Here is a 16,877-nt window from a genome sequence, read left to right as displayed (position 1 = left end):
CCTCCCTCCCAATATGCAGTAAACATAAATACATATTATTATCGTTACTTCTCATATATGTATGGAAAATACAATATTAGGCCGAATGTAAGTAAATTAGGTTTTCTTACGGTACTCTCGTGGAGATAGACCCGTATAGCTTTTAAATTGCTTGTTGAAGGAACTTAATGATTGAAATCCGCTCGCAAAAGCAACATCGATTATGCTTTTATTGGTAGAACGAAGTAAATCACTAGCACTTTGGATGCGCAATCGGTTGAGAAACTCATTTGGAGTCAGTCCTGTCAGCAGGCGGAACTCTTTAAAAAACATAGTCCGGCCCATACCTACCCTCCAAGACAGTTTTTCGATATCAAGTGGTTCGTGATAGTGATCAAGCAAGTAGCCTACTGCTTCAACAATTTCAGAAGGAGGCAACTTACCGCTATTAATAGATTGGGATTCTTTAACATACTGATTCACCTGTAACAAAATATCTATAAAATGCATGAATTGAAGCGTCATCCATGTTGCTGTCCCTTCCTCCTGAGCTTCCATTGCTAACGTCGCAGCCTTCCTTATTGCTTTGGCGTAAATTGTGTTAGCAGGTATTAACGGCTTAACACCCTTTGCAGTATAGAAGGGCATAAGCAGCTGATCTCCGTCTGGAATTTTATGTACAGCAGAGGGTGTAAACAGAACTAGAATACATTCAAACGGTTGATCAGGCTTAGAAAAACTCCAATGCGGCTCGAAAGGACGGCAGAGAAACACGTCTCCTGGCCGGCCGATGTAAGTTTGATCATTGAACCTATATTCCAGCTCGTTCTTTAGCACAATTCCTATTTCTAAACAATCATGAACATGTAAATCATGGTCTTCATGTGACCCCCATACTCGGCAAAATGCCAGCGAACGCCGTAAATGTAAATGTTCTACGTACATGTTTTCACCCCTCATCTATTTTATCAAATATTCTTTGTACAAAATGATTAGTTTTCATCCTAATTGGAGGAGAATCCAATTTTTTGAATGTGTTAGAGTGGAACCATTAATGATAACTGAGGTGAGAGTTTTGCGACTATATATAATTGGTGCGGGCGTTATCGGTCGTACACATGCAGAAGCAGCTAATAAGCTTTCCGAACCGATTAAATTGAGAGTAGCCGATACCAATCCTATTGCTCTAGCTACTTTCTGTCATCAGTTCCCAGAAGCAATTGGTTTTACAGATATTGAGAAAATGCTCAACTCGGAAGCAGCTGAAGACGATGATATCGTAATTGTCAGTACACCCCCATTGGCGCATTTGGATCCAACAAAGTTGTCACTCAAGTCTGGTCGTCATGTCCTTTGCGAGAAACCTCTTGCTATGAATATTTCACAAGCCCAAGAGATGACCCTGCTCGCTGAAAAGCATGATCGATTATTAGGATGCTGCAGCGTCCGCTTTAAAGGTATGCCTCACATGGAAGCAGTCAAAGAAGTCATCCGTTCTGGAATTCTTGGGGACATCTATCATGTTACATTTGTAAACAAATGGGAACGAAGTCGTTCAGGGATCGAATACCAACCTACAAGCCGCTGGTTTCTTGATTCAACCAAAAGCGGTGGAGGAGTCCTAATGGATTGGGGGCCTTACGACTTTGCCACGTTGAACGATATACTCAATCCGAATGTAATTGACATAAATTCTGCTTGGGTGGCTAAACCGGTTACAGAGATTGATCCTTCCGATACACCATTTGATGTTGAAACACATGTTGGGGCATCCATGACATACATCTGCGGGAACCACCCGGTCCACGTTCATTACGAACGTGCTTCATGTGCACATGGTGAGGAGTACGTAAGGGCTGAAATCGAAGGGACACTAGGTGCCGTTAGGTGGACTCCATTTGACTCACGGCAGCCTGTCTTTAGACGATACGATAAGCAGGGACAAATAGTTGAAGAAAATGTTGAAACTGGACCACGAAGTGAGTTCACTATTTTTGATAACCCTCTTCTCCACTTTTATAAGAAAGTAAGAAGACTTAACTCACATGCTAACGTCAATCAACAAGTTCTGAATAATTTTCACTGCATAAGCTCTCTCTATACTGCCGCGAAAAAGAACGAAAAACAAACGATCAACCTAGTTCAGAAAGGAGTAATGATTTGAACATTCGAGGATTTTCATCAAATATGTATGGTTGGATAGAGCGGTGGAAAAGGGATGGAAAAAAACCTGAGTGGGAAGAACTATTCCGTGCTTGTGCGGAAGTAGGGCTAGACGCAGTTGAAATTGATGCGGATACAGACAAACTTAACTTAGCACGTTCCTATGGTTTGTCCGTGTCTGCTTCCTATATCGGTCTTCCATTACATGTAGCGTTCAACACGCTTGAAGTGGAGCGATCTGTACTGCCATTTGCTGAACGATTAGCGGCAGCTGAAGGTTCTGATTTGCTATTAAATGCTGATCCCATCAATTGGAAACGTCCCCTTGCCAAATCTGAAGATCATTTTAAACAGCAAGGCGAAAACTTAACTCGGATTGCTGAATTGGTTGCCCCAATGGGATTAAAGGTTTGTTTGCATAATCACGCCTCAGACAATCACAATGCATCGGGAGACCTGCGATCCGTCATCGAATATGCAGATAATCATGTCGGCCTTTGCGTGGATACCGGTTGGGCCTATGTATCTGGGTGTAATCCGATTGAGTGGATCAATACCTATCCAGATCGGATTTATGCCTTTCATCTTCGTAATCAACACGGGAACCTTCCATCTGAAGATCTACTTGCTGGAGATATTGATTTCTCCTCCCTTATGGCAACAGCAGCGGCAGCGCACTATAACGGCTGGCTGGCCCTTGAACTATGGCATCCCGAAAGTATTCAACCCTGTCGTACGATGAGTGAAGATGTTCAACGTTCAATAAACTATTTACGAGGTTTTCTTACCTAAATCAAAAGGCATGAATCCATCTGTGGATTCATGCCTTTTATGACGATAAGCCCTGCCTTAGGCCCGACTATATACTATTTTTCCATTGACAATTGTCCATAAAACCTCAAATCTGTCATTCATGAGAACTAAGTCTGCATCTGCCCCGGGTTCAATCCGGCCTTTATGGGACAAGCCCAGTATATCAGCCGGTGTTTGTGTTGCCATCATAACAGCGTCTTTTAAAGGGATTCCCGCTTTAACCGCTTTCTCTAATGCTTCATTCATTGTAACAGTGCTGGATGCAAGTGTACCGTCACTTAATGTAGCAACCCCGTGACTGACGTTAACATGATGCCCTCCGAATAAATAGGTTCCATCCCCCATGCCCATCGCCTGAAGAGCATCAGTAATCAGAACCATTTTATCTGGGCCCTTTTCCCGATAGATTAGCCTTACGATAGCTGGGTGAAGATGGACATCATCCACTATCGCTTGTACACTAACAGAGCTTTCTTCAAATGCAGCTATGACTATCCCCGGGTCACGGTGATGAATGGGCCGCATTCCATTGAAACAATGGGTAACATGACTAGCACCACTCTGAAATGCTAGTTTTGCATCTTCATAGGTTGCGTCAGAATGAGCAATCGCAGCAATGATTCCGTTTTCCTTTAAAAAGCGGATCATTTCAAGGCCACCCGGTAACTCTGGTGCTAATGTCACCATTCGGAGCAACGAACCCGATGTCTCTAGAATGGATTTCATTTCATCCAAATCAGGATGCCGCAAATAACGCTCATTTTGCATCCCTTTCCGTTTCACATTTAGGTATGGACCTTCGATGTGGAGTCCAATTAGCTTGGCTCCAGGTTCGCTCCCCTGCACCTCTTTTACATTGGCAATCATTTTACGAAGGTCAGCTAATGTTGATGATACTGATGTAGCTAAGAAGGACGTACATCCGGTGCGAGCGCAGGCTCTGGAAACGGCTTCCACACTTTGAATCGTACCATCCATCATATCAAAACCCTCAGCCCCATGAATATGTACATCAATCATTCCAGGGATAAGTAATTGACCATTTCCATCAATTATAGAATCAGCTTGAATAACAAAGGATTCCTCCTCATCATGAACTGATTCTATTCGGCCATTCCGAATAAAGAGGCATCTAAGCTTCGGTTCAGCATCATCTACGAAACGAACGTTGCGTATTAAAATAGTATTCATGACTTTTATAACCCCTTATGATGGTTTCAAATTACTCAAATTATTGCTTTGGAGCATTTATACATAATTTAAGCCTTCAGGGAATGGAAGCGGTATTGGAAAAATATCGTTTAAATAATCATCAAGATTAGGATTTCCTTGAAGGATTAATTTTTCTAAGGAAGCGTTATCTAAGATTAGTGATTCTTGATTGAAAATTAATTTTTTGCTGCTTTTATCAACATCTACTATTTGGACTTTTTCACTAAAGTAAGGCTCAACTTGTTTTAACAACAAATCCAAGTTCGTAATCTTGATCGTCCCTGGGTAAGATGAATCTGATTTTTCAATAGAGTTTAGTAGGTTGTTAAGCTCTTTTTCGTACAAGGGAAATGAGCTTTTCAGTGCGTTTATCCCATACTGGAAGGATGCTGCTAAAATAGATAGGATTGATTGCGGTTCCCCACCCCATTCAATTACTCTTGATGGCTGTTCCTCAGTTCCTAATGAAGAATTGGGAACCCCCAAAACAACAAATCCCTTTAGTTCATTTTCCGATTCTGCAACCAGAATCTTGTGCTCCATTTTAAAAATACTAGCAAATCCGGCTGCCTTATTAAGGACCGAAAAATCATAAATACTTTGTTCAAAATAAATAGGACGAGACTGAAGTAATTTCCGTAAACAAAACCAATCATACGGGAATAATTTCCTGACTGAGTAACCCTCAGTAACTAGTAAATCTCCCCTTTTTATTTCATATTTATTTAATTTGCCATAGTAAGAACAACCTGCTTTTAGATACATTGGTAAATTGCCAGATACGAACAAGACCGATGCGTCTGCTTGCTTAACATGGTCCAACACCTTCTCTAAAAGCATGCTGGCATAACCTTTCTTACGATGATTCGGATGTGTACAAACGGCTCCAATCGAATAGGCTTGAATCTCCGCATCCCCAATGTGGATGACTGAAGGTACTAAGCCTATATAGGACACCAATTCATCATTTATAAAAGCGCCATAGGATTGATTTAGTTCAGGTGAAAATACTTGGGGGAAGGCCTTCCCCATTGAGATATGCTTCTCATCCCGGAATGCTTTGTCCGCTAATCGTATCGCTTGTTCAAACTCAAATTCCGATTTTAGTAATCTTAATTCTACCATCTTTGTCTCCATTTCTTATTTGACTACCATATTTAAAGTTAAAACCAGATTTTAAATGTCTTAATTTCATAAGGTGTTACGGAGAAAGAAAGGGTATGATCCTGATAGTCTGCATCGTTTGCTTCTTCTTCAATCAAGTTGCACTCGACCGCTTTTTTAATTGGTTTTGCAAACGAAACATTTGTTAGATTTCTATATTGCTTATATTCATAGAAACGTACAATGATGGCGTCATCATCCTCCGCTTTTTTCACCGTTTCTAACAAAACATTATCATTATCAATTTCTGCAAATTGATTGGCTACCGGTAACTTCCCACCTTGGTTAGGTTTGAGCTCCCTAGCAAATAATGGAACATTTAAATTGTACGCTTCTTTAACAATATTACCCTCGCGCCAGTCCCCTTTATGCGGTACTAAGCTATACGTAAATTCATGAATGCCTCGGTCAGCAGTCTCGTCTGGGCTAATCGCCGATTTGATTAAGGTTAACCGCAATACATTTTCTTTTACATCGTGACCATATTTACAGTCATTTAATAAACTAACCCCGTAGTTCCCCTCGGAAAGGTCTACCCATTTATGACCAACTACTTCGAACCGAGCATGGTCCCAACTTGTGTTCCAATGAGTTGGGCGCTCAATATTTCCAAATTGGATATCATAGGTTGCTTTTGTTGAGCGAATATTAACAGGGAATGAGACTTTTAATAAAGTCTGTTTTTCCTGCCAATCGACCACCGTCCGGAAATCAATTCTTGGTGAATTTTTATAAACACTAATATATTGGGTGATGGTAGAATCATAGAATTCCCAGGTTAATTTCAAACTTCCTCGAATTGGGCCCTGCTCATACACCTCTATCGCTACTAAATGATCCACCTCTCGCATTTTTTCCAGGTAATACAGGTCAATGTCCCAAGCATCAAAATTCATAGGTTTATCTTCAAAGGCCTGCAGTACGTTCCCCCTTGCTCCATCAGCAAGAACTTCTCTTGCTACGCGCTTATCAAGCAAGGAAGTTATTTGACCTTTTGCATTAAATCGAATTTGATAATAATCATTTTCAATATAATCCTTCTTCACAACAAATCCAGACTCAATAACTGAACTAGTGCCTAGTTTAAATGTTTTATATCCGAGTGCCGGTACGTTTTTAGCTTGAATTAACACCTTTTGGCCAGCCTCAGTTTCAATTACTTGTGCTGGGGACGTATTCCCTTCTTCGTCAACAATGGTTGTTGCCTCCGTAAAAGCGGGAGTTATATCCAATTCGATAAAATCATCACGTTTATAAGCAAGAGAATTGTAAACAACGATGCCGTCTTGCTCGAATTGAATGTTTTGTTCAATGGAACTTTGTGCCTCGTTTAGAGCTTTTTCGCCTATATTTTGTACAATAGCATAATCCTTACGCGCATCCTCATTAACTTGGCGGATCGATGAACCTGGCAAAATGTCATGGAATTGATTAAGGAGTAACATTTCCCAGCCCTTATTTAAGGATGCATGTGGATAACTTGCCTGATTAGTTAACTGATCAGAAAGCACACTGAGCCATTCAGCATTGTGATAGGTAAATTCCGCTTTGCGGTTGGCCCGTTTTAATGCTGCCTGAGAGGTATAGGTTCCACGGTGATACTCTAGATATAATTCCCCGTCCCAAACAGGTAATGTTTTATCCTTTACTCGATCTCTTAACCGTTCAAAATAGGGTTCTGCTTTATCCATTTGGACTCTTGGAAGCCCCGGTAGATTTTTCATGGCCTCGGCCGATTCAATCATGTCCTTTGTTGGGCCGCCGCCGCCATCTCCCCAGCCAAAAGCAAGTAGTAACTCATCATTTACTTCCTTCTGCTGGTATGCATCCCAAATTCCTTTCACACTAGCCGGTTCGACCATGCCATTATAGGTATACTGCTTAGCCCCCTCTTCAGGAGTTGTAATAAAGTGCGTGAACATTTCGGTTCCATCGATTCCGCGCCAATTAAACGTATCAAATGGGAATCTGTTGTATTGACTCCAGCTAATTTTTGTAGTCATGAAGCTGTCAATTCCACTCTTTTTCATAATTTGTGGCAATGCCCACGAATAACCAAAAACATCAGGAAGCCAAACGACCCTTGTATCGACACCAAACTCTTCTTTCATAAACCGTTTCCCAAACTGTATTTGGCGGATTAATGACTCTCCATTCGGCACATTGGTGTCAGGCTCAATCCACATCCCACCGGTAATTTCCCATTCACCAGAGGCTATTTTTTCTTTTACTTGCTCAAAGATTTCAGGGTAATCTTCTTTTAAATATTTGTATAACTGCGGAGATGTATGGATATATCTGTAATCAGGATATTGGCGCATTAAATGTAATACCGTTGAAAACGTCCGCGATGCTTTTTCACGGGAATGAACTAAACGCCATAACCACGCCATGTCAATATGTGAATGACCAAGTGCAGTTACTAATGGTTTTAATTCATCCATTTCACCTAATTGATCGACCTTTGATTTTAAGAATTCATAAGCCTCATGGATCGATAGATAGAAGAAATCTGAACCAGGTTTTAAAAAATCAATCTTTAAAATAGATTCATTTAATAATTGCAGCATCTTTGTTCTTCTTAAGTCATTTTCATCAAGAACTTTTACTGTATTGACTAGCGTATGAGCTAAATAGTAGTATTTTTCCGTTGGTACATCGACACAGGCCAGCCTTGCTGTTTTAAATCTTCGCTGGTCAGGTGGATTTAAAACTCCACTCCATGCTTTAATAGCAATTTGAATCGTTTCACTTTGCAGAAACTCTGGTGGCAGCCATGCTTCTTCGTGCCATATATCAATGCCTTGTAATGGAGTTCCATTAACGTATAATAATGATTCGGCCGTTGATCCCCCGCCGTCACGCGGGCCAACTAAAAAGTGTAATACTAAGCGTTCATTCTTCCATTCCTCTGGTATAGAGACGGTTGTGCGGAACCAGGCTGATTTATCATAGCCACCCCAGGAATCTCCAATCTTGAAGTTTTTCCAGTTTTGGTCATCAAAATCTGGTTTATACGCGTCTTTCTCTTCTTCACCAAATTCCCACTCTTTATATTGAAAAGTTGGGATTGCTTGCGTTTCTTTGTAAATATAATTCTTCAATTCTGTTAGCTGTTTCTCGATTTTTTCAATTGTGAAATACAATCTAAACACTCCTATCATTCTTTTTCAGCAAAGGTGAGGGCAGCTTCTTACTTTCATTTGTCCGTTAAGATTCAGCCGTTCATTTCGCTTAAAATCTGGTCTTGGATACTCCGAGCTCGGAGGTATGATTGTCATTTTATTGAAGCCTCTGCAAGTATAAGTTTAAGAGTGTCAACATTTATCGCAAGACTCTCATAAGGATTACCTTCAAACTCTTCTTGCTCTACTGTGAACCATTCAACACCAAATTCATTAGCGACTTTAATAAGGGAGGCAAAATCCAAGAGACCTTTTCCAACTTCTGTTCCTATCTTCTTACCGTCTACAATTTTCATATCTTTAATATGGAGGGATACGACTCTATTTTTATATTTTCGAATGATTTCTAGCGGATCATGACCGGCGAAACTAGCCCAATAGCAATCTAGTTCCATTTTCACTAAATCAGGCTCTGTGTTCTCAAATAACAACTCTAAACCCGTTCTATCTCCAAACCTTCCAAACTCATAGTCATGGTTATGATAACCAAAAATAAATCCAGCTTTTTTGCACGCTTCTCCAATTTGGTTTAATACTTCCGCTGTTTTCTTATAATCATCAGCAGTCTGCCTCATTTCCTTTGGTATAGCCGGGCAAATGATTAAATTATTCCCAATTGTTTTATGATATTCAAAAGTATTCTCTAATTCATGGGGTAAAAGTTGATGCATCCCTATATGAGCTCCTGCAGCCAAGATTTTATTTTCATCTAATAACTGTTTCACTTTATTGGCTGGAGTATTATAAAATCCCGCAAATTGAACACCTTCATATCCAAGATCAGCAACTTTTTGGAACGTTCCCAGAAAGTCCTGTTCTGCATCTCTCCATACGGAAAATAACTGTAATCCTATTTTACTCATTTAAAACACAACCTCCTTTTTTAAAGGCTATTTTCGCATAGATTGTTGATTTTCGTATAAGTTCATCAACCCGTATAACTATTTGCTTCGTGGCATCTTTTCGTAAGAACTTTTGCGAAAATTGCCTAGAAACTTAAGTTATGACCCTTATAAAGCTCCAAAAGCAACAAAGTTTACGAAAAGAGCCTTTTTAAAAAAGAAGCGGTTAAATGTATTAACCGCCTCTCTTTACTGAATAGACCATTTAAACTGGTACATTCTCACTTAATTTAATAGCCTCACCCTTTTCTGCCGACTCATACAGCCCATTAATGATTTTCTGAAGATAAACACCTTGTTTACTAGTACTTAACGGAATTGTTCCTTCTAAACACGAATCTACAAATCTCTCAAGCTCGAGGACATGCCAGCCTTTCTTTGGCAAATGAGAAGGGGTAATGTCTATCAATGTATCATGCTTCTCTTGATAGATTTTGAGCGGAAAAACATCTGCCCCGCCTTTATCCCCCATTAAGGAAACATTCATCTCATCATGCTTTTCCACATTCGCGGCAAACGCAGTTTCTAATAGAATTGACGCCCCATTTTTAAAAGTGATCATACCGCGCGCCATATCTTCGATTGAAAAGTTTTCCCAATCCCATGCTCCCATGAGACCTACTCCTTGTTTGTTCCCAAGCTTTTGGTAAGTTACACCAAACACGGTATCTGGCTCAGGATAACCCATCAGATATAAAGCAGCATCCAACATGTGTACTCCGATATCAATTAAAGGTCCTCCACCCTGAAGCTCTTTATTTGTAAACACACCCCAGCCTGGAATGCCCCGTCGTCTCATTGCCGTAACACGTGCTGCATAAATATCACCAAGTTCTCCACCATCAATAAAGCGCTTTAACACTTCAACTTGTGGGGCATGACGGAAATGGAAGCCATAAGTTAAGATTTTCCCAGCTTTTTCAGCAGCGATTGCCATTTGCTCTGCTTCTTTTACTGTCATGGCTGGCGGCTTTTCGCATAATACGTGACAACCTGCCTGTAGCGCGGCAATTGTCGCAGGATAATGGAATTTATTTGGTGTACAAATACTTACCGCATCTATTTGAATTTTTTGAAACATTTCTTCATAGCTAGAAAATACATGAGGAATATTGAATTCCAACGCTGCCTTGTCAGCCTTTTCTTTTACAACATCACATATTGCTATAAGTTCAACTTTTTCTCCGCATTTTAAATAGTTTGGAATATGTGCATCTGTTGCAATACCGCCTGCACCAATAATACCTACTCTTAATTTAGTCACCATTTTTCCCCCCCCTGATTTTACACCTTGTGTTTTATTGTCATTATTTCAGCCGTTTCAACTCGACGACCTTGTGCTTGTGATAGTAGTGCGGCCTGATTGATTAATGTTAAGCCTAGCACATCACTTTCAGTAATCGTTGGAGCTTTCCCTTCCATAATGGAGTTTACCCATTGTTCCATCGGCAGGGGAAGTGCGTTTGGCAGAGTATCAGGTGTATGCCAGCCCTCACCTAGTTGTTTACATTTTAAGCGGATCTTTTGATCTTCTATTAATAAGGCTCCTTCAGTTCCATACAATTCTAGTTGGAAAGGGCTTCCACTAGAAAGAAACCCTGTTTCTATTGTTCCTAAAGCTCCACTTTCATACTCAATAATGGCAGCCGAATTAACATCCACTTCATCGCCAGATTGTTGTTGGAACCTAGCTGTCACAGCCTTAACTGGTCCCGCTAGGCGATTTGTCAGATAAATCGGATGTGCACCAAGGTCAATAAATGCACCTCCACCGCACTCCTCTTTATTAAAAAAGTGCTTAGGGAGCCAGCCGTTTGGATTTCCCTCAATAGGAACCGCACCATTATGTGCCAGTCGGCAACGAATAGATGTTAGTTTCCCTAACAGACCTTCATTCAGGACTTGTTGAGAATATAAATAGTAATTCTCAGTGAGTCGAGGTAATGAAACCATCAATTTTACTTGATTCTTTTTCACTGCTTCATATATCTCTTTACAGTCTTGCACTGTAAAAGCGAGTACTTTTTCAGTAAAAATGTGCTTTTTATTTTCAGCAGAAAGAATAATGATCTCTTTATGAAGGTTTGTAGGTGTATCTACAATGACAGCATCAATGTTAGGGTTGGTTAAAACTTTCTTTAAGTCTTGTTCAAAAGGGACAGCAAGTTTCTTCGCCCACTCTTGACCACGGTCAGTATTTTCATCCCAGACTACTTTGATTTGAATTTGTCCATTTTGATTCGCCTGACGTGCGTAATCGTCCGCATGGACATGCCATTTACTTAACAAAGCAACATTCACCACTAAAATCCCCTCACTTCATTTCCTAAATTTCATTTATATCCTCTGACACCGGCGCTACAATAACTTGAACACCTTTTTTTTCAATCTCCTTAAGAATCTCTTTATCGGCAAGTTCACTAGTTATAAATATATCTGTCTCATCAAAATTACAAAAAGAGGTTAGGCCCGCTTTTTGAAGTTTACTATGATCCGCTACTACAACAATCTTTTGTCCAGAAGAAACCATCGCACGTTTGATTTCTGCTTCATACAAATCAGAACTTGTAAAACCATGACGTAGTGAAATACCTGATGTTCCCAGGAACACATAATCCGCATTGTAGTTTTGCAATTCAATTTCTGCCTGTGGACCAACAAGACTCATCGAATTCCGTCTTAGTTTCCCACCTAATAAGTAGATAGAGGCCGTTTCATCCTTGCTGCATTCTTCTGCTACATCAATCGCATTGGAAATAATCGTTAAGTGACTGTTTATAGGCAAGTTTTTTGCCACATACCAGTTTGTCGATCCTGCATCAAAAATGACAATTTGTCCACCATTCACCAATTGAGCTGCTGCTTTTCCAATTGAATCTTTTTCACGTGAATATTGTAGTTTTCGTTTATTAACTGGAGGAATCAAGGAATGATTCTGTTCTTCTTCAATCAGGATGGCCCCTCCATAGTTTTTCTCGGCGATCCCTTCTTTTCCAAGCTGGGTTAAATCCCGTCTGATCGTTTCTTCTGATACATGTAATAATTCAACAAGATCAGAAACTTTTACACTTTTATTTTTAATTAATAGCTCTTTTATAACTTTCCTTCGCTCTGCCACAATCATGTAGATATACCCCTTCTTGCTCAAATAATTACTCTTCTACTTAATCTTCCCATTCCAGTAAATTGTTTTCAACAATTGGTTTAGATTGATCTTTTGGAATACGGTATGTCTTTATTTCTGATGGCTTAAACTCCGTATTTATCGTTCGGTTCCAATTTGGAAGAATGATAACAGCAGAAGTAGCTTCATTCGATGTTTCATAGGCACGCACAATCAGATCATCATTATCCTCCGCTTGTTTGATAACACTTACAATGACATTGTCTACATCCACAGACAAGTAGGAATCTTTCTGGGGAAGTGGACCTTTATGATAGGTTTCAATAATACTTATAGGTTTTTGGTTTAATTCAGCGGCACGTTTTACCGTACCTGCTGTTTCCCAATTTCCTGGATGCGGCAGAAGGGAGTATGTGAATCTTTGAATTCCTTGGTCAATAAATGAATAAGATCCATTCTCTTCCGGAATGATTGGATCATGATGTGCATAGATCGGGCTCCGAAGAACAGTCATACTCATTTCCTTGTTATGGATATCAAAGCTGTACTTACTATCATTTAACAAGCTTAATCCGTATACTTCACCCGTTGCTGGATGCGACCCAGAGGTATCAATCCAATTTTGACCAGGTTCTTCTTCACCATTCCCCTCTCTAACGATATGTCCATAAGGAATTTCATGGGTCGCTTTTCTAAAAATAAGATTGACTGGAAACTTCAGTTTTAATGCTTTATATTGTTCCTGCCAGTTTAATGAACAATGGACATCGATCTGGTCCAGCTCCTTGTACATAGTAAAGTCCTGGATGAGAGTTGATTTACCAAATTCACTGATGACACGGATTACCGATTTTACTGGTCCATGTTCCACTAACTTCACGCTGACTGCCTTGAATGTGCCTGCTTCCTCATTAAAACGGATTACATTGTGTGACCATGTGTCGCTTTTATCGTTGATGACGACTGGCCTTGCAGCCGGCCCGCTTAATACTTCCAGGTTCTTCTGTTTATCGAATAGGCTTGTGACGAAACCGGTTTTCGAATCGATTTCCAACTTGAAATGGTCATTTTCTAAACTCGTTTCACTTGCATTGAGTGAAGGAAGTTCTTTTCCATCCTCACCACGGATGATTTTATAAACTCGGTAGCCCATTGAAGGCAGATCAGCAATGAAACTTACGCGGAAGCGTCCTCCGGCAGTTGCTTGTGACTGAACGATCTGCATTGGAATTTGATTTCCCTCTTCATCTACTAATATATCTCCTGTTCGAAAGCCGCCTACTTCTTGTTCTACATTTACTTTGCTGTTCCATGAATGGGAATTAAAGATAACGAGAGGTTTCATTCCTTCTTCTTCTTCAATATTAATCCTCCATGATAACGATTGAATCGCGTAGTTTACACCTCTTTTGGCAATAGTCATCGCCTCTCCGTGCATATCTCGTGCATCTTCATAGGCAGCTTCTAAACTTGTACCCGCTAAAATATCATGGAATTGATTGAATAAAACATTTTTCCAGGCCTGTTCGTATTCAGAAATCGGATATTTTTGACCTGTGATCCAATTTGTAAGAGCCGAAAACTTTTCTGCTTTAATTAGTGCATTTTCTGCTTCACGGTTCCATTTTTTAATTCCTGAGTGAACAGAGTAACATCCGCTTGCATGGTGCTGCAGATCATCATGCACGACTGGAAACGGAAGATTCTTTTTCATGATCTCATCAAAAAATTTATTAGGTGTGCTGAATACGAGCTTTGGAAATGTTGGGTCATCATTTAATTGTTTAATGCTTTCGATATTTTCCTTCGTTGGGCCGCCGCCATGGTTACCCACCCCGTAAAAGGTCATTAAATCATTAAATGGTGCTTTTAATTCACTGGTATTTCGGCGCAAATGTTTCTCAAGTTCCTTACCCCATGTGCAATATTCAAATGGTATACGGTACGATAATACACGGGAGCCGTCATCTGATTCCCACCAGAATAATCTTCCTGGAAGACCTTTTTCCTGCGGACTTGGACGCATGAAAATATAATAATCCATGCCGCTCTTCTTTAAAATTTGTGGAAGCATTCCATGATGTCCAAAGCTGTCCACGTTATAGCCTACCTTGGCCGTCACCCCAAATTTCTCATAGAAATAACGTTGTCCATACAACCCTTGGCGTACAAACGACTCCCCGCTTGGAAGATTGCAATCAGGTTGAACCCACCAGCCACCGACAATTTCCCAGCGACCTTCTTTAATCCTCTGTTTGATTTCTTCAAACATTTCCGGTTCGTTGTTTTCAATCCATTCATAGTTAGCGGCAGAACTATTCGTGAACACGAATTCTGGATATTCCTTCATCCGATCAAGAGCAGAGCGAAATGTGGCTTTTGTTTCCTGAAACCCTTCCTGCCATTGCCATAGCCAAACTGGATCTAGATGAGCATTTCCAATCATATGTAAAGTTTTCTCTTTTGTTTTCGGCAATTGTTTTTCTTTTGTAGCAACCGTTTTCTCTGTCATTATTGGTCCCCTCCTAAAGCAGGCTGATTAATAATCGTTACAAGTGCTTCCGCATGCTGCCCAAAATGATGTTCCCCAACAGTAAGATCCACTGCAATTCGTTCTCTATAGCCAGTAGTTCCTAGAGGGACTGTAATGGATGTTGTAAATTGTATTGTTTTCATTCCAGTCACTTTCGCTTTGAACTCATCTTTTTCGACGGACCAGCCAGTTGGTGTGATCATTTTTGCATAAACCTCTTTTTCTTCATAAAACGGGTTCTTTATTTCAACGGTTACCGAAAATATTTTACCTGAGTGAATCGCTGTCAGGTAGGGATGGATGATGGCTCCAAAGCCTTCAGCCCCTAAATCTAGTTCATTTAAAGGCAAAAGGTCTCGATGGAGTTGTTCAAGTTCCTTCCCTTTTTCTTCAATTCGCTGAAGAAACTCCTCAGTAACAAAGACCGGTTCCCAATGGCCTGAAATAAGGATGTCTGGATTAATCGTTTTATAAAGTTCCGCACTATCGATGTAATCCCATATTCTGAAGCGGTTGTGATAAACATAATTGGATTCGCCGCTGCCCCCTTGATACTGGTCTCCAATTGCGAGAATTTTTTTTCCATCAACGACGAATTCAATAGCAGCGGCATAAAGCGTATGTCCTGACTGCTCATAAATCGTAAATTCAAATTCCTCCCACTTAATGCTTTGTTTTAACGGTAACTTCCGATCCACTTTAATAGGGTCGTACCACAAACAGGGTAAATCATATTTTTGAGGATTTTCTAATACATTCGAAAAGTTTTCTGGACACCAAACCTCGGTTCCTTCTACATCCCTTAATAGATTCATTCCCGCCACGTGGTCATCGTGGTAATGTGTTGGAATGACTGCATCAATACTTTCCACCCCATATTGTTCTTTTAACTTTGAAAGCGTATATAACCACGGTCTTCTTGATGCTCTGTCGCTGCCAGCAGCAATCCCGCTAATAAAATCGTAGCCAAAGTCAATGAACAAGGCTTTTCCGCTTTCTGATAGGACAACATAGGCATTGGACATACTTGTATTATTCATTAACAAATGAGGTGTAATCGCTTCATAGGGATTTTCTCTCAATTTGAATAGCCTCGGATTTTGATTTCTTTGTTTCATTAGTGCTGTCAAACGATCAATAAGGAGGTCGATTGCTTCTGATGGAGCATCCATTAGTTGTCCATGTGATGGCAATAGCTGATTTGGCTTTCGATCTTTTACATCCAAAAGAGATAGGATACTTAATGCTATGCCCTCCCCTCCATTGTAAGACCATTGTGTGGCCGCCATCGACCAAACCTGTCCAGGAGCATAAATGAGATCTCCTGTAAATGCTCTCTTCTTACCGTCTACTTCTGCTATGACAGAAATCGAACCAGTGGTATGACCTGGGGTAGGAATGATAGTTAAAGAGATTCCGTTAATAAGATGTGTGGAATAATCTTTCAATGTTCCATAAACAGGTATCGAGTGGAGCAGGGAAAATCGGTCCTGCCGCATATTATAATTGTTAGTGATTTCTCGAGCCTTCCAATGTTCATTGATATGATGAAATAGGTCTTGTTCAATATGCGGTACCCAAATACGAATCCCTTCCTGAACCGCAATAGGCAGTCCCTGTCCCTGGTCCCGGTGATGATGGGTCATAAATATATCAGTCACTTTCTCAACCCCGATTGTACCCAAGTGTTGAAGGACTTTCCCATCCCCAAAGTCAATTAAGACCGCTGTTACCCCGGTCTTGATCACGTAGATATTGCATGTATCTTCAAATAAGAAAAGATTGGTTGAAATTTTCCTCAT

At 40.3% G+C, this 16,877-nt stretch carries 12 protein-coding genes; 2 read left to right on the top strand and 10 right to left on the bottom strand.

From position 1 onward, the window contains the following. Positions 1-96: 96 nt before the first annotated feature. Positions 97-924: a helix-turn-helix domain-containing protein gene (locus tag ACJ004_RS11175; RefSeq protein WP_410893033.1), complete on the bottom strand. Its 828-nt coding sequence runs from the start codon at positions 922-924 to the stop codon at positions 97-99. Between the two features lie 109 nt (positions 925-1,033). Here ACJ004_RS11175 and ACJ004_RS11170 point away from each other — a divergent pair, with 109 nt between their 5' ends. Beyond that, positions 1,034-2,143 (top strand): Gfo/Idh/MocA family protein, encoded by a 1,110-nt coding sequence (locus ACJ004_RS11170; protein WP_410893032.1) that lies wholly within the window; start codon positions 1,034-1,036, stop codon positions 2,141-2,143. Next, complete coding sequence (locus ACJ004_RS11165) at positions 2,140-2,934, top strand: sugar phosphate isomerase/epimerase family protein (protein WP_410893031.1); 795 nt, start codon at positions 2,140-2,142, stop codon at positions 2,932-2,934. The genes ACJ004_RS11170 and ACJ004_RS11165 overlap by 4 nt, the downstream gene beginning before the upstream one ends. Before the next feature lie 57 nt (positions 2,935-2,991). Here ACJ004_RS11165 and nagA read toward each other — a convergent pair whose 3' ends face one another. The 9 genes from nagA to ACJ004_RS11120 form a co-directional block, all read right to left on the bottom strand. Then, positions 2,992-4,146 carry an N-acetylglucosamine-6-phosphate deacetylase gene (gene nagA / locus ACJ004_RS11160; protein ID WP_410893029.1) on the bottom strand — a complete coding sequence of 385 codons (1,155 nt, stop codon included), beginning with the start codon at positions 4,144-4,146 and terminating at the stop codon, positions 2,992-2,994. A 57-nt stretch (positions 4,147-4,203) separates the two neighbouring features. Further along, the gene (locus tag ACJ004_RS11155; protein WP_410893028.1) at positions 4,204-5,292 is read right to left on the bottom strand and encodes a GNAT family N-acetyltransferase; all 1,089 of its coding nucleotides are present in this window, start codon (positions 5,290-5,292) and stop codon (positions 4,204-4,206) included. A gap of 38 nt (positions 5,293-5,330) precedes the next feature. Further along, positions 5,331-8,477, bottom strand: coding sequence for an alpha-mannosidase (locus ACJ004_RS11150; protein WP_410893026.1), 3,147 nt, complete (start codon positions 8,475-8,477; stop codon positions 5,331-5,333). Positions 8,478-8,608: 131 nt separating this feature from the next. After that, positions 8,609-9,379: a sugar phosphate isomerase/epimerase family protein gene (locus ACJ004_RS11145; RefSeq protein ID WP_410893025.1), complete on the bottom strand. Its 771-nt coding sequence runs from the start codon at positions 9,377-9,379 to the stop codon at positions 8,609-8,611. Positions 9,380-9,623: 244 nt separating this feature from the next. Next, on the bottom strand, positions 9,624-10,685 hold the full coding sequence (locus ACJ004_RS11140) for a Gfo/Idh/MocA family protein (RefSeq protein ID WP_410893023.1): 1,062 nt from the start codon (positions 10,683-10,685) through the stop codon (positions 9,624-9,626). Positions 10,686-10,702: 17 nt separating this feature from the next. Continuing rightward, positions 10,703-11,719 (bottom strand): Gfo/Idh/MocA family protein, encoded by a 1,017-nt coding sequence (locus ACJ004_RS11135; protein WP_410893021.1) that lies wholly within the window; start codon positions 11,717-11,719, stop codon positions 10,703-10,705. Between the two features lie 25 nt (positions 11,720-11,744). Beyond that, on the bottom strand, positions 11,745-12,542 hold the full coding sequence (locus tag ACJ004_RS11130) for a DeoR/GlpR family DNA-binding transcription regulator (RefSeq protein WP_410893020.1): 798 nt from the start codon (positions 12,540-12,542) through the stop codon (positions 11,745-11,747). A gap of 40 nt (positions 12,543-12,582) precedes the next feature. Next, positions 12,583-15,054 (bottom strand): alpha-mannosidase, encoded by a 2,472-nt coding sequence (locus tag ACJ004_RS11125; protein ID WP_410893019.1) that lies wholly within the window; start codon positions 15,052-15,054, stop codon positions 12,583-12,585. Beyond that, positions 15,054-16,877, bottom strand: a complete 1,824-nt coding sequence (locus ACJ004_RS11120) for an MBL fold metallo-hydrolase (protein WP_410893017.1) — start codon at positions 16,875-16,877, stop codon at positions 15,054-15,056. The genes ACJ004_RS11125 and ACJ004_RS11120 overlap by 1 nt, the downstream gene beginning before the upstream one ends.

It is taken from the genome of Neobacillus sp. 204 (assembly GCF_046562815.1).
Lineage (GTDB): Bacteria > Bacillota > Bacilli > Bacillales > Cytobacillaceae > Neobacillus.
This window is presented reverse-complemented; position numbering and strand designations above follow the sequence as displayed.

Excerpts from the sequence above, each read along its gene's own strand:
- ACJ004_RS11175 (WP_410893033.1), bottom strand. The coding sequence starts at position 924 with ATGTACGTAGAACATTTACATTTACGGCGTTCGCTGGCATTTTGCCGA.
- ACJ004_RS11170 (WP_410893032.1), top strand. The coding sequence starts at position 1,034 with ATGATAACTGAGGTGAGAGTTTTGCGACTATATATAATTGGTGCGGGC.
- nagA (WP_410893029.1), bottom strand. The coding sequence starts at position 4,146 with ATGAATACTATTTTAATACGCAACGTTCGTTTCGTAGATGATGCTGAA.
- ACJ004_RS11155 (WP_410893028.1), bottom strand. The coding sequence starts at position 5,292 with ATGGTAGAATTAAGATTACTAAAATCGGAATTTGAGTTTGAACAAGCG.
- ACJ004_RS11145 (WP_410893025.1), bottom strand. The coding sequence starts at position 9,379 with ATGAGTAAAATAGGATTACAGTTATTTTCCGTATGGAGAGATGCAGAA.
- ACJ004_RS11140 (WP_410893023.1), bottom strand. The coding sequence starts at position 10,685 with ATGGTGACTAAATTAAGAGTAGGTATTATTGGTGCAGGCGGTATTGCA.
- ACJ004_RS11130 (WP_410893020.1), bottom strand. The coding sequence starts at position 12,542 with ATGATTGTGGCAGAGCGAAGGAAAGTTATAAAAGAGCTATTAATTAAA.
- ACJ004_RS11125 (WP_410893019.1), bottom strand. The coding sequence starts at position 15,054 with ATGACAGAGAAAACGGTTGCTACAAAAGAAAAACAATTGCCGAAAACA.
- ACJ004_RS11120 (WP_410893017.1), bottom strand. The coding sequence starts at position 16,877 with ATGAGGAAAATTTCAACCAATCTTTTCTTATTTGAAGATACATGCAAT.